The sequence below is a fragment of the Flavobacterium johnsoniae genome (assembly GCF_001879205.1).
GTDB classification, from domain to species: Bacteria; Bacteroidota; Bacteroidia; order Flavobacteriales; family Flavobacteriaceae; genus Flavobacterium; species Flavobacterium johnsoniae_A.
In genome coordinates this window covers 563452-577166 of sequence record NZ_MLFK01000009.1, presented here as the reverse complement: position 1 = coordinate 577166, position 13715 = coordinate 563452, and the positions used below count along the sequence as shown (strand labels likewise).

The 13715-nt window shown below is 33.7% G+C and carries 13 protein-coding genes; 10 read left to right on the top strand and 3 right to left on the bottom strand.

Translation table 11 applies throughout. The annotated features are described in order from the left end of the window. Positions 1-69: 69 nt before the first annotated feature. A complete protein-coding gene (locus tag BKM63_RS18480) occupies positions 70-1245 on the bottom strand; it encodes a thioredoxin family protein (protein ID WP_071638030.1) in 1176 nt (391 codons plus the stop codon). A gap of 177 nt (positions 1246-1422) precedes the next feature. Here BKM63_RS18480 and menD point away from each other — a divergent pair, with 177 nt between their 5' ends. The 8 genes from menD to BKM63_RS18440 all read left to right on the top strand — a co-directional run bounded on the left by menD (position 1423) and on the right by BKM63_RS18440 (position 10374). Further along, positions 1423-3087, top strand: a complete 1665-nt coding sequence (gene menD / locus BKM63_RS18475) for a 2-succinyl-5-enolpyruvyl-6-hydroxy-3-cyclohexene-1-carboxylic-acid synthase (RefSeq protein WP_071638029.1) — start codon at positions 1423-1425, stop codon at positions 3085-3087. A 94-nt stretch (positions 3088-3181) separates the two neighbouring features. Further along, positions 3182-3526 (top strand): DUF2853 family protein, encoded by a 345-nt coding sequence (locus tag BKM63_RS18470; RefSeq protein WP_071638028.1) that lies wholly within the window; start codon positions 3182-3184, stop codon positions 3524-3526. Positions 3527-3666: 140 nt separating this feature from the next. Beyond that, the gene (locus BKM63_RS18465; protein WP_071638027.1) at positions 3667-4521 is read left to right on the top strand and encodes a CvfB family protein; all 855 of its coding nucleotides are present in this window, start codon (positions 3667-3669) and stop codon (positions 4519-4521) included. Between the two features lie 728 nt (positions 4522-5249). Next, complete coding sequence (locus tag BKM63_RS18460) at positions 5250-6083, top strand: 1,4-dihydroxy-2-naphthoyl-CoA synthase (RefSeq protein WP_071638026.1); 834 nt, start codon at positions 5250-5252, stop codon at positions 6081-6083. A gap of 100 nt (positions 6084-6183) precedes the next feature. After that, a complete protein-coding gene (menA, locus tag BKM63_RS18455) occupies positions 6184-7146 on the top strand; it encodes a 1,4-dihydroxy-2-naphthoate octaprenyltransferase (protein WP_071638171.1) in 963 nt (320 codons plus the stop codon). A gap of 28 nt (positions 7147-7174) precedes the next feature. Beyond that, entirely contained in the window at positions 7175-7852 is a 678-nt protein-coding gene (locus BKM63_RS18450; RefSeq protein ID WP_071638025.1) for a metal-dependent hydrolase, read from the top strand. A gap of 208 nt (positions 7853-8060) precedes the next feature. Then, positions 8061-9263 (top strand): tetratricopeptide repeat protein, encoded by a 1203-nt coding sequence (locus tag BKM63_RS18445; RefSeq protein ID WP_071638024.1) that lies wholly within the window; start codon positions 8061-8063, stop codon positions 9261-9263. Positions 9264-9333: 70 nt separating this feature from the next. After that, positions 9334-10374, top strand: a complete 1041-nt coding sequence (locus BKM63_RS18440; protein WP_071638023.1) for an o-succinylbenzoate synthase — start codon at positions 9334-9336, stop codon at positions 10372-10374. Between the two features lie 119 nt (positions 10375-10493). Here the strand turns inward: BKM63_RS18440 and BKM63_RS18435 are convergent, their stop codons facing one another. Together BKM63_RS18435 and BKM63_RS18430 are read right to left on the bottom strand one after the other, a co-directional pair. Then, entirely contained in the window at positions 10494-11054 is a 561-nt protein-coding gene (locus BKM63_RS18435) for a hypothetical protein (protein ID WP_071638022.1), read from the bottom strand. Positions 11055-11070: 16 nt separating this feature from the next. Further along, entirely contained in the window at positions 11071-11982 is a 912-nt protein-coding gene (locus tag BKM63_RS18430; protein WP_071638021.1) for an OmpA family protein, read from the bottom strand. Between the two features lie 195 nt (positions 11983-12177). Between BKM63_RS18430 and BKM63_RS18425 the strand changes: the two genes are divergently transcribed. Next, positions 12178-12654, top strand: a complete 477-nt coding sequence (locus BKM63_RS18425) for a CYTH domain-containing protein (RefSeq protein ID WP_071638020.1) — start codon at positions 12178-12180, stop codon at positions 12652-12654. Between the two features lie 4 nt (positions 12655-12658). Further along, entirely contained in the window at positions 12659-13630 is a 972-nt protein-coding gene (locus BKM63_RS18420; RefSeq protein WP_071638019.1) for a YpdA family putative bacillithiol disulfide reductase, read from the top strand. Positions 13631-13715: the final 85 nt, after the last annotated feature.

The following is a 13715-nucleotide window of genomic DNA, read 5'->3' as shown; positions in this document are numbered from 1 at the left end:
TTGTTATTTGTGACGAATTGATATCATTTAAAATTTAGTACCAATTCGTGAAATTTGTGTTTTTAGGTTTTATTTTGAATTTAATTCAGCAAGTAAAGTATCGACATCTTTCGTACTCCAGCCCATTTCTTTACCAATTGCTTTAGCGTCTTTGGCATATTTTAAAGCCAGTTTTTTGTCTTTAATTTTATTGTAAAGTTTCGAAACGAGTAAATTTCCATCATAAGAATCATTTAATTCTAAAGAATGTTTCACCCACGAAATACACATTTTTAAACTTTCGGTATCATTAATATGTTTTAAATAAGTCTGACCTATATCTTTTAAGAAACTGGCATCATTCCAAACTAGTTTTTCAGTATCTTCAAGCGTTACTTTTTTATAAAAGTTCCATTTTTCGGTTCGTTCAGCCAGTGTTAAATCAAATTTAAAAACAAGAGAATCCGTTTTTTGCAATCGGATTGATTTAGCCACCTCTCTTTGTTTGTAATAGTTTATCGTATCTAAATTATCAACCAAAGGTCGAAGCAGTTCATTTACAATACTTTCAACTTTACGATCGATACGATTTTGCGAAGCCACAGCAGCAAATTCGTTTTGATGTTTTAAAACATATTGAAATTCACGCGAATTAATATCTGTAACCCCATTTGCAATTACGCGCCAATTCGTTTCACTTATTAATTGAGCATCAGATTGGGTCTGTAGATAAATATGGGTAGGAATTGATAATTCGGTTCTGTCTTTTCCTTTTTTCAAAGTATTCAAATAGGCAAAAAACTTGGTAGAATTACTGGGATCAGCGAGAAATTCTTTCTCCAGATAAGGAAGTTGAAATTTTGGATTTAAAGCATAACCAGCTTCAGCTAAAAATTCCGGCGTTTTCATTTCGCCTTTTAAAGCATATAATAATGTTTCATTTGAATCTAAAAATAAAAATGCAGGAAGTGAGGTAGTTTTAAACTTATTTTTAAGCGCCATTCCTTCTTCTTTTTCGATATTTTTCCAGATACAAATGTAATTTTTATTTAAAAAATCCATCACTTTGGCATCGCTGAAAACCTCTTTTTTCATTTGATTGCAATGCGGACACCAATCGGCATAAAGCATAATAAAAACGGGTTTGCCTTGTGATTTTGCATTTTCCAGAGCTGTTTTATATGAAATTCCATCAACAGAAAACTGATTTTGAGATTTTACAGCCTGTAATGAAATGAATAGAAAGAGTAAATATACAAAACGCATAAAAGTGTTTATTTTAGTAAAGAAAATTATGTTTTACAAATATATCCTCTTTTTCTAAAATCAGTCTTAATATCTTCCTAATATATAAGTTAAATCAGCCGCGAAGTTTGTAACTTTGTATTTGTAAAAGGAAATTTTAAGCAGTAAATTTTCTTAGAATATTATACACCATTTAGAATGATTTACCCCAAAATAGCGCTCGCACAAAGCATTATCGAAATTTGTGCAGCAAAAGGAATTGATAATATTATAATTTCTCCAGGTTCAAGAAATGCGCCTCTGACAATAGGTTTTGCACAAAATCCAAATTTTAAATGTTACAGTATTGCCGATGAGCGCTGCGCGGCATTTTTTGCATTGGGAATTGCTCAGCAGACTCAAAAGCCAACGGCAGTGGTTTGCACGTCAGGTTCTGCATTATTAAATTATTATCCGGCTGTAGCCGAAGCATTCTACAGCCAGATTCCGCTAATAGTCATTTCTGCAGATCGTCCTCAGAGTAAAATTGATATTGGTGACGGACAAACAATTCGTCAGGAAAATGTCTTTTTAAACCATTCTGTTTTTAATGCCAATTTAACCGAAGAAGCGTCAGTAGAAAACGATTTAAAAATCAACAAAGCCATTGAAACTGCTATTCTTCAAAAAGGGCCTGCTCATATCAACGCACCTTTTGAAGAGCCTTTGTATGAAACGGTTTCAGAACTTTCTGTTGAACCAAAAATCACCAATTCAGAGGAAAATCTCGGAACAAAAATTATAGAAGACGAAGCCGAAATAGTTTCCATTTGGAATACTTCAAAAAGAAAACTAATCCTTATTGGAGGGATAAACGAAGCCAATTCTGTAGATAAAGAAATTCTGGAAAACTTCGCTAAAGACCCATCAATTGTAGTACTTACCGAAACTACTTCAAATTTGCATCATCCAAGTTTTATTAATAGTATAGACAGCTTAATTACACCTTTTGACGATTCTGATTTTAAAGAATTGGAACCGGAAGTTTTAATCACTTTTGGAGGGATGATAGTATCTAAACGTATTAAGGCATTTTTAAGAAAATACAAACCTGTACATCACTGGCATATAGATACTTTACGTGCTTATGATACATTTAATGCTTTAAGTAAACATATTGTAATGGAACCAGACGATTTTTTCAAAGAACTGCTTCCTAAAACCGAATTTGTTTCGAGTAAATATTTCTCAAAAATTGATAAAATTTACGATTTAAGAAAAATTAAAAAAGAAGAATATTTACGTAAAATTACATTCTCTGATTTTAAAGTATTTGAAAAAGTAATAGGATCACTTCCTAAAAACACTCAGTTGCAAATCAGCAATAGTTCAGCCATTCGTTATGCTCAGTTAATTGAGATTGATCCTTCAATCGAAGTGTATTGTAACCGCGGAACAAGCGGTATCGACGGCAGTACATCAACAGCAGTAGGAGCGGCCGTGGCAAGCGATAAGCAAGCCGTTTTTATTACGGGTGATATCAGCTTCTTGTATGACAGTAATGCTTTGTGGAATGCTTATATTCCGAAAAACTTCAAAATTATAGTAATTAATAATGGAGGAGGAGGAATCTTTAGGATTTTGCCTGGTCATGAAGAAAAACCGGTTTTTAATACTTACTTTGAAACTTCACATCAGTTAACAGCCGAACATTTGGCGAAAATGTATCATTGTAATTATTTTAAGGCGAATGATTTAGCTACTTTAGATAAAAATATTGAATTACTGTACAGTTCAAACGAAGCACCCGGAATCTTAGAGATTTTTACACCTACTTTGGAAAATGACGTAATTTTAAAACAATATTTTAAAGAATTGGTGTAAATAAAAAGTAAGTTAAATAGTGTTAAAAATTAGTTTAAACTCTGAATATTATTTAGATTTGGCTGCATAAATAGTAACCAATATTAAATTTATTATGAGTAAAAGAGATGAACTAATTAAGAAGTATGCGGCAGATTTAAAAGATAAATGCGGCGTAACTCCAAATATGGATTTGTTAACAAAAGTAACAATAGGGTGTGGACCAGCAATTTACAATGCTGATGCCTCAACAGTAGCAGGAACTCAAGATTCAGAGCTGCATACCGTTAAAAATAATTTTCTAATTAAAAAATTAGGTTTACCTGACAGTCCGGCTTTAGATGAAGCTATTCATGCAGTTTTAGAAAAATACGGCACTGCAAACAAACACAAATACAGAGCCGTTGTTTATTACTTATTAACGGTGCACTTTAAAAAAGAAAGTGTCTATAATAAATAAAAAGTAAAAGCGCCGTAAAATAGGGCGCTTTTTTGCTTTTATAAATCATCTTTACAATATTTTTCGGTTTACCATTTTCAAACTTCGTACATTTGCGGCTTAGAAACTTAGTTGCTTATCAGCTTAGAACCTTAAAGAATATGCTTGAAATAGGAAAATACAATACACTTACTATATTACGTGATACCAAAGTCGGTCTGTTTTTAGGAAATCCTGAAAAAGATCCGGAAGGGATTCACGATGTTTTATTACCCAATAAATATGTCCCAAACGAATTTGAAATAGGCGAAGAGCTTGTTGTGTTCGTTTATTTGGACCACGAGCAGCGTCCGGTTGCCACTACGCTCGAACCTTATATTTTATTGAATGAATTTGCGCTTTTAAGAGTGAATTACATCAATCAGGTTGGGGCTTTCATGGATTGGGGAATGGAAAAAGACATTCTGGTGCCTTTTAAAGAACAAGCCCGCCCGATGGAAAAAGGAAAACGTTACCTTGTTTATCTTTATAAAGATGAAAAAACCAATCGTTTGGTGGCTTCAAGTAAGTTGAACCAATTTTTAAATAACGATCAGCTAACAGTTGAAAAAGGAGAAGAAGTTGATTTGATAGTTTCTCACATTACGGAATTGGGAATAAATGTGATTATAAACGAGCAGCACAAAGGGCTTTTATATAAAGATGAAGTTTATGATGACGCTATAAGAACCGGAGACAGAATGCGCGGTTATATTAAAAACATTCGTCCTGATAATAAAATAGACGTTGCATTGCAGATTCAGGGGTATCAAAGCATTGAACCTAATGCTGAAAAGATTTTAGATGAATTAAGAGCCAACAGAGGTTTTTTACGCTTAAATGACAATTCGCATCCCGAAGACATTAAAACGGTTTTAAAAATGAGTAAAAAGACCTTTAAAAAAGCCGTTGGAGCTTTATATAAAGAGAAACTCATTGAGATTAAAGAAGATGGAATTTATCTGGTTAAAGAGTAAATTTTTAAATATTGGGATTTCAAAATCATTTATACAAGAAAGGCTGCTCATTACAAGCAGCCTTTCCCTTTTTATTCTAGTTTTAAAAAAAATTGTAATTAAAAAAAAACAGAAATAAAATAATTCGAATTCATATTGAAAGTAATAGCTTTACGAATTTTTGAAACTACTTTCTCTATGGTATGTCTTTAAATAATTGATGCGTTTATCTCAAAAGCAAAAATTTAATTTCACGGCTAATCCATTTGGTTTAATAAAATAACTTATAGAAGTTTTAGTTAGCATTTTTCCTCTTTTCGTAATCAATTTGATACTAATTACTAAATAATTCTAGCGTTTAACCTTAGGTGTTACTATCTCCTCTTTGAAGTCTTGACAAACGAATAAATCATTTGCTCATTCTTCGTAGGCTTATGAATTAAAACCATAAAAAAATGAGCGACAAATTTTTTAAATTTTCTCAAAAAAATCATTTTTTAGGTTAATAAATCAGTGAAAGAAAATCAATCTTATATCAACAAAATAACTTGTATCTCATTGATTTCTAGGGTGTAAAATTACTCATTATTTTTTAAAACTAATGTTAAAAAGTGTTATTTTTTGTGAGGGCACCCTAATTGTTAACATTGAAACAAAAATTAGCCGTCACTTAAACAAAAATCAATAGGTGAAAATGTAAAAAATGCTTTATTTTTACACTATAATTTTTTAAAATAAAACAAATAGAAATGGATTGGATTACTGCCAGAGAATTTGAAGATATAACCTATAAAAAATGCAACGGAGTTGCCAGAATTGCATTTAACAGACCTAATGTTAGAAATGCTTTCAGACCAAAAACAACTTCAGAATTATACCAGGCTTTTTACGATGCACAAGAAGATACTTCTATTGGAGTAGTTTTACTTTCAGCAGAAGGGCCATCAACTAAAGATGGTGTTTATTCATTTTGCAGCGGAGGCGATCAAAACGCACGCGGACACCAGGGATATGTGGGTGAAGACGGACAGCATCGTTTAAATATTTTAGAAGTACAACGCTTAATTCGTTTTATGCCAAAAGTGGTTATTGCTGTAGTTCCAGGATGGGCAGTTGGCGGCGGACATAGTCTGCACGTTGTTTGTGATATGACTTTGGCAAGTAAAGAACACGCTATTTTTAAACAAACAGATGCTGATGTTACCAGCTTTGACGGCGGTTACGGATCTGCTTATCTTGCCAAAATGGTGGGACAGAAAAAAGCACGTGAAATTTTCTTTTTAGGAAGAAATTATTCTGCTCAGGAAGCGTTCGAAATGGGAATGGTAAATGCCGTTATTCCGCATGAGGAGTTAGAAGCAACTGCTTACGAATGGGCACAGGAAATTCTTCAAAAATCTCCAACTTCTATAAAAATGCTGAAATTCGCCATGAATTTAACAGACGACGGAATGGTAGGGCAGCAGGTTTTTGCCGGAGAAGCCACACGTTTAGCGTATATGACCGAAGAAGCCAAAGAAGGAAGAAATGCCTTTTTAGAAAAAAGAAAACCAAACTTCGGCGAAAATAAATGGTTACCGTAAAGAAGTTATAAAAATAGTTTCAAGTTTCAGGTTTCAAATTAGAAACCTGAAAGTTGAAACCTGAAAGTTGAAACCTGAAACTAAAAAAACAAAACAAATAATGAAACATTGGATTGAAGCCGCAAGACTGCGCACATTGCCTTTATCAGTTTCCGGAATTATAGTTGGAAGTATTTATGCACTTTCAAACCCAACAGAAACTATTAATACGCCAACTGAAGTATTCAGCTGGAAAATTTTTGGTTTTGCACTTTTAACAACGCTTGGCTTACAGGTTCTATCTAATTTTGCCAATGATTACGGAGATGGAGTAAAAGGTACAGATAACGCAGATCGCGTAGGCCCTCAGCGTGCCATTCAAAGTGGTATTATCACGCCTCAAGCAATGAAGAAGGCCATCATAATCACATCGTTATTAACACTATTATCAGCCATTATCCTGATTTATTTTGCCTTCGGGAAAGACAATTTTGGCTATTCTATCTTTTTCCTGTTACTTGGAATTGCGGCTATTATTTCTGCAATTCGTTATACGGTTGGAAATTCAGCCTATGGATATAAAGGATTTGGAGATTTATTTGTTTTTATATTCTTTGGATTAGTAAGCACTTTAGGAGTTAACTTTTTGTATTCTAAAGAAGTAGATCCGCTTTTAATTCTTCCGGCAGTTTCAATTGGTTTATTGAGCGTTGGTGTTTTAAACCTAAACAACATGCGCGACGAAGAATCAGACAGAAAATCAGGAAAAAATACGATCGTAGTGCAAATGGGAGGTGCAAAAGCTAAAATATATCATTTTACATTGATTATTACGGCCATGCTTTTAGTTATTATTTTTGCGATTTTAAGCGATTATAATTTCGATCAGTATTTGTTTTTATTGGCTTACATACCTTTAACAAAGCATTTAATTACAGTATCTAAAAACCAAAATCCTAAGCTTTTAGATCCTGAATTAAAAAAACTGGCACTTAGCACATTTTTACTTTCAATATTACTAACAGTATGTATGATTTCCTTAATTTCAGACATTATTGTTAACCTTTTCCTGGGCGGAAGATAAACTTAGTTCAACTTTAAAATTTTTAAAAATGAAAATTACATTTTACGGACACGCATCTTTAGGTATCGAAGTTGGAGGAAAACACATTATTGTTGATCCATTTATTTCCGGAAATCCGAGAGCAGCATCTGTTGACATAAACACATTAAAAGCAGATTATATTTTATTAACTCACGCACACAGCGATCATGTTCTGGACGTTGAAACTATTGCAAAAAATACCAATGCTGTAATTGTTTCAAATGCTGAGATTACAAGCTATTATGCCAAAAAAGGGCTTAATGCACATCCAATGAATCATGGTGGCAGCTGGAAATTTGATTTCGGAAAAGTGAAATATGTAAATGCCATTCATTCAAGTTCTTTTCCAGATGGCACTTACGGAGGAAATCCAGGCGGATTCGTGATCGAAGGCGAACATAAAAATATTTATATTGCAGGAGACACAGCTCTTACAATGGACATGAAATTGATTCCGCTTAGAACAAAACTAGATTTAGCCATTCTTCCAATTGGAAATAACTTTACAATGGATGTTGAAGATGCTATCATCGCATCTGATTTTGTAGAATGTGATAAAATTCTGGGATATCATTTTGATACTTTTGGTTATATCGAAATTAACCACGAAGAATCAATTCGCAAATTCTTTGATAAAGGAAAAGATTTGATGCTCTTAAATATTGGAGAATCCATAGAATTGTAACAATATATTTATCCTGAAATAAGTTGAGGGACAAGGAGCTATTTCCCGCTCCCCAGGCTTCCGGGACGCTATATCTTTTGTGACGGTGTTCGAAACAAGGATATAGCTTCTATCAGGGTTACACGATAGATTATTCGCTATACTTGTTATCCAGAGCGGCGAGGAATTTCAAAAATGGGAATAAAAACAAATAGCAAATATTCAGATAATGAATTTTAAAAAGATATTCTTACTTCTTTTAATCACTTCAAGTTACAGCACCTTTGCTCAAAAAGACGGTTATTGGGATAAAGAACGTGCCACAACAAAAGAAATTCTGATTTCTGCAGGAGACAGAATTCTTGTAAAAACCGAAGATTTGCCAGTAGGAACGACTGAAATTGTTTACAGAATTACACTTCTTGACAAAAATCAGCAAATGGCCAATAGTCTGGTTTCGCTTCTAAAGTCTATTCCGGATCCTTATGGTATAGGGCAGGGCTCGGCCGGAGCTGTTTTCTTAATGTCTAATATTTCAGGAGACGATCAATGTACATATTCGCTTTTTGCATCTAGCGAAAGCACTAAAAAGTACATCACCGACGGAAAAGTAGATATGGCGTGTTATTCTCAGGCAGAACCTATAAGTAAAGATGCAAAACGTATTTCTTTAGACAAAAATTCATGTTTAAAACAAAATACAAGCAACATTTGGTTTGGTTTTGAAAGCAAAAACTGGTTTTTAAGTCAAAAAGTAGTTTTAGAAGTGGTGCCATGGGTTGATATTAAACTTAATCGCGGTTGGAATCAGGATAACAAAAATGAAATAATCGGTCTCTGCAAAACATCTACACTGGCACAAAAAATGGCTAATTCTGACGATTTTTGCGTTTGTATTCTCGAGAAAATCATGAAACAATACCGTTATTCGGAGTTTCAAAAATTACTTGCAGTCGAAAAAACGAAAGTGTACAAAGATTTCGGAAATGCCTGTTATAAAGATGCTGATATTTCCAAAAACGTTTATAGCGATTTAAGAAGTCAGGTTTCAGGTTTAATAAAACAGCAAAAATACAACGAAGCTATTCCGAAATTAAACACCATTATTAACGACGGAAAGGCGACTGCATTAGATTACAATTCAATTGGTTACTGCTATCTTTTGACAAAACAATACGCAAAAGCATTGAAGTTCCTGCAAGAAGGAGAAAAATTAGACAATACTGAATTGCTTATAAAGCTAAACTTAGCCCACGTTTACTTAGTCAGTGATAATTACAGTGATGCAAAAGCAATTTATAAAAAGTACCAAAATCAAAACGTTACAGACAGCATCAGCTGGAAAGACAAAACAAAATATGATTTTGCTGTTTTTGAAAAAGCAGGTTTACCTTCAAAAGACTTCGAAAAAGTTTTAAAACTATATAATTAAGTTGCTAAGATGCTTAGACTAAGTTTTTAGTTTCTTAGCATCTTGCCTTACTATTTTAGCATCTAAAAAAATGAAAGCAGCTTACCATAAATACATGCTCGAGTTTAAACGCCCGTCTGGAACGTCTCGCGGCATTATGACCGAAAAAGAAACCTGGTTTATCATTCTTGAAGAAAATGGTAAAAAAGGAATAGGCGAATGCGGCCTTCTGCGTGGTTTAAGTGCAGATGATCGGGATGATTATGAAGAAAAGTTAAAGTGGGTCTGCGAGAACATTCATTTAGGAGAAAAGGTACTTTGGGAATCTCTACTTGAATTTCCTTCGATTCAATTTGGAATAGAAATGGCTTTTTTATCCCTTAAAAGTGAAAATCCCTTTTTACTTTTCCCTTCAGATTTTACCAATACTCTTAAGTCAATCGAAATAAACGGTCTGGTTTGGATGGGTGAACCAGCTTTTATGAAAGAACAGATAGAAGAAAAATTAGCTGATGGTTTTAAGTGCATTAAACTTAAAATTGGAGCAATTGATTTTCAAAAAGAATTAGAATTATTAGCTTTCATCCGCAGTCATTTTTCTATTGAAGAAATAGAAATTCGTGTTGATGCAAATGGTGCTTTTGCCTTAAATGAAGCTTTAGATAAACTTAATCAATTAAATAAATTTCAGCTGCATAGTATCGAACAGCCTATTAAAAAAGGAAATATCCAGGCGATGGCTGATTTATGCAGGATAACACCATTCCCGGCAGCATTGGACGAGGAACTAATTGGTGTTTTTTCATTTGAAGAAAAAGAACAGTTACTGCAGGAAATAAAACCGCAATATATCATTTTAAAACCAAGTTTTATTGGAGGTTTTAGAGGAACAAAGGAATGGATTACACTGGCAGAAAAGTACAATGTCGGCTGGTGGATTACTTCGGCCTTAGAATCCAATATCGGTTTAAATGCAATTGCGCAATGGACATTTCTCCAAAACTCAAAAATGCCTCAGGGTTTAGGAACTGGCGCACTTTATACCAATAATTTTGATTGCCCTCTAAAAGTTTTAAAAGGACAGTTGTGGTACGATTCAGCTCAAAACTGGGATACGAAGAGTTTTTTTTAAGGGACAAACGCGCAAATGTTCAAACGGACAAAGGAATAATGCAACGAAGAAAAAGCCGCAAAGAGACAAAGTAAAAAACTTTGAACCTTTGCAGCTTTATATCTTTGAACCTTTTAAAATCATTCTTTCCCGCCAAGCAGGTTTTCCTGCCATTCTTTTAATTCTTTCCATTTACCTTCATAAGCAAACAAAGCTTGTTTTGCCCATGTACTTGGGTTATGAATAGAATAGTTTTCTCCGCCTGCATCCAGAATAGATTGTAGTTTTTCGGTAGAAGATTCTGAAAGATCACGCCAGGTTTTAATTCCCGCTTCGTTAAATAAAGCTTCGATTTTTGGTCCGATTCCTTCAACGATTTTCAAATCGTCTTGTTTTATTTTCTTACCCAATACAGTTGCTGCCAGAGCACTATCGAATACGACTGCAGGAACTTCTGATACAAATGATTTAGGCGCTGATGCTGCGGCTTTAACTTTTAGATTTGCTGCGGTCAGATCTGCTTCCAGAGAAGAGATTTTGGCGTTTAAATTCTTCGTATTTGCTCTGCAGGCATCTAAATCTGCTTGTAATGATGCAGCAAGTGAATCATCTCCTTTTGAATTTAGTTTTCCTAGTAAGTAACCTAAAATTCCACAGATTAGCCCCACTAAAATCGGTATTAAAATACATGGTATATTCATAATAAGTATTTTTTAATTATTTGATTGTAATTACAGTTCTTCTATTACTGGCTTTTCCCTCGGTAGTACTATTATCGCCAATAGGTTCATCCGGACCTTTTGATTCAGTTGCGATTCGCGAGGCTTCAATACCGTTTTTAATTAAATAGTTCTTAGAAAATTCAGCTCTTTTTTCTGCCAATACGATGTTTGCATCTCGATTTCCTACATTATCACTATGACCCACAATCAGGACAGAGGCATCTTTTACAGCTCCTAAATATTTAAGAATATCGGATACTTTTTGCTTATCCTCTTCATTTAAATTTAAACTCGATTTATTTGTATTAAAATGAAGAACTAAAGGATTTGCATTAATTTTTTCTTTTAATACAGACCATTCATCAGCGGCTGCAGAAGTGGTATCGGCCGTTTCAAATTTATATTCAACAGGGCCAAGAAGCGTGTCAGCACTTGTTTTCCAGCTATTGATAATTTCTCCTTTGGTGTCAAATTGAGAAGAAGCCAGCCCTTTAGAAACAAAAAAGTTTTTAACGTCATTTGCTCTTGCTAAACCAAGATTTTCAAATTTAGTAGTATTCGTTTCGTCAGAAGTTGCGTAACCTGTTATAGTCACCTTCTGTTTTGGATTTGAAGCTAAAAAAGTTTTAAGATTTTCAATTCCTATGGCAATAGAATCGCTTACCGGCTGAATTAAAGCCGAATTGTTTTTTAAGAATTTCAAATTATCATTGGTTTGATATTCAAATCCTGAACCATTCAATACAAAAGGGACAAAATTATCACTCTTAATTGCCGTTGGCGGTACTTTTTCAGTATCAGCCTTTGGTTCGGTCACACCGCAATTGCAGCACAGTTTTAGGTACAAAAAAGTACCTAAAATTATGGTTATCGCAATGCCTAACAGGTAAAGTGCTTTTTTAGACATAGTAAAAAAATTAAGATTCAATCAAATTTAATGAAAATAAAAACACGCAACATGTTAATAATCAGACAAATTGGTTGCATTTTAGACCGCTAAAAGTTTAAAATGAAACCAATTAAAAGGCTTAGATTTTTAGAAAGCAAATTTCATGACTGAATTAAATTAAGTAACTTGCAGTAAAATAAATTTAAACTAGAAATGCTCGAAATAGAAAGAAAATTTCTTGTAAAATCAGCTGATTTTAAAGAACAGGCATTTGCAAAAAATAAAATTGCACAAGGTTATCTGAGTTCTATTCCTGAAAGAACAGTCCGTGTTAGAGTTAAAGGCGATAAAGCATTTCTCACTATAAAAGGAATTGGGCATCAAGGCGGTATGACCCGTTTTGAATGGGAAAATCAAATTCCGCTTGATGAAGCCGCTGAGCTTTTGAAATTATGTGAGAAAGGGAAAATTGAAAAGACACGTTACGAAATAAAGTTAGGAAATCATGTTTATGAAGTGGATGAATTTTATGGCGAAAACGAAGGGTTAATTATGGCCGAAATAGAACTGCAGTCTGAAACGGAAAGCTTTGAAAAACCAGACTGGCTGGGACGAGAAGTTACAAATGACGAAAGATACTATAATGCTTATCTGAGCAAAAATCCTTTTAAAAATTGGAAAAAAGAATAATTTTATGACAGACCAATATGATTTAATTATTGTGGGTGGCGGCCCAATAGGACTGGCCTGCGCAATCGAAGCTCAAAAGAAAAACTTACGTTATTTGATTATCGAAAAAGGTGCGATTGTAAATAGTATTTTCAATTATCCCTTGTACATGACTTTTTTCTCAACTGCCGAAAGATTGGAAATTGGGGATATTCCATTTAATTGTTTAGCACCAAAACCAGGTCGGCAGGAGGCTTTAGAATATTATCGAAATATTCATCGCTATTTTAATTTCAATATTAATTTATTTGAAAAAGTAACCGAAATTAAGAAAATAGAAAATGCTGTTTTTGTAGTTTCTACGGATAAAGCCCTCTATAAAGCCAGCAACGTTATTATAGCAACCGGTTTTTATGATATTCCAATTTTGATGAATGTAAAAGGCGAGGAGCTGACAAAAGTTCGTCATTATTATAAAGAAGCCCACGAATATGCTTTTAGAAATATTTTGGTTGTTGGAGCTAATAATTCATCTGTAGATGCTGCTTTGGAATGCTGGAGAAAAGGAGCAAATGTTACTATGGTAATTCGTAAAAATGAAATTAACAACAGAGTAAAATATTGGGTTAAACCCGATATAGAAAACAGAATTGCAGAAGGAAGTATTAAAGCTTATTTTGAATCTAATATTACTGAAATTCGCGGTGACGAAGTTGAAATCGATACTCCAGGTGGTAAGGTTACGATCGAAAATGATTTTGTACTGGCTTTAACAGGATATAAACCAGACTTAAAATTCCTTGAAAATATTGGAATTCAACTTTCAAATGATGATCTAAAAATTCCAGCCTATAATCCGGAAACAATGGAAACAAATGTTGAAGGTTTATTTTTAGCAGGCGTTGTCTGCGGTGGTATGCAGACGCATAAATGGTTTATAGAAAACTCACGGGTTCATGCAAATTTAATTGTAGATTATATTTCGTCCAAACAATAAAAAAAGCTGGCATTAAGCCAGCTTTTTAGTTAGGTTTATTCTTTTCCTCCATCAAGTACATCCTGCCAGTCCATGTGTATGACCT

Excerpts from the sequence above, each read along its gene's own strand:
- BKM63_RS18480 (WP_071638030.1), bottom strand. The coding sequence starts at position 1,245 with ATGCGTTTTGTATATTTACTCTTTCTATTCATTTCATTACAGGCTGTA.
- menD (WP_071638029.1), top strand. The coding sequence starts at position 1,423 with ATGATTTACCCCAAAATAGCGCTCGCACAAAGCATTATCGAAATTTGT.
- BKM63_RS18470 (WP_071638028.1), top strand. The coding sequence starts at position 3,182 with ATGAGTAAAAGAGATGAACTAATTAAGAAGTATGCGGCAGATTTAAAA.
- BKM63_RS18465 (WP_071638027.1), top strand. The coding sequence starts at position 3,667 with ATGCTTGAAATAGGAAAATACAATACACTTACTATATTACGTGATACC.
- BKM63_RS18460 (WP_071638026.1), top strand. The coding sequence starts at position 5,250 with ATGGATTGGATTACTGCCAGAGAATTTGAAGATATAACCTATAAAAAA.
- menA (WP_071638171.1), top strand. The coding sequence starts at position 6,184 with ATGAAACATTGGATTGAAGCCGCAAGACTGCGCACATTGCCTTTATCA.
- BKM63_RS18450 (WP_071638025.1), top strand. The coding sequence starts at position 7,175 with ATGAAAATTACATTTTACGGACACGCATCTTTAGGTATCGAAGTTGGA.
- BKM63_RS18445 (WP_071638024.1), top strand. The coding sequence starts at position 8,061 with ATGAATTTTAAAAAGATATTCTTACTTCTTTTAATCACTTCAAGTTAC.
- BKM63_RS18440 (WP_071638023.1), top strand. The coding sequence starts at position 9,334 with ATGAAAGCAGCTTACCATAAATACATGCTCGAGTTTAAACGCCCGTCT.
- BKM63_RS18435 (WP_071638022.1), bottom strand. The coding sequence starts at position 11,054 with ATGAATATACCATGTATTTTAATACCGATTTTAGTGGGGCTAATCTGT.
- BKM63_RS18430 (WP_071638021.1), bottom strand. The coding sequence starts at position 11,982 with ATGTCTAAAAAAGCACTTTACCTGTTAGGCATTGCGATAACCATAATT.
- BKM63_RS18425 (WP_071638020.1), top strand. The coding sequence starts at position 12,178 with ATGCTCGAAATAGAAAGAAAATTTCTTGTAAAATCAGCTGATTTTAAA.
- BKM63_RS18420 (WP_071638019.1), top strand. The coding sequence starts at position 12,659 with ATGACAGACCAATATGATTTAATTATTGTGGGTGGCGGCCCAATAGGA.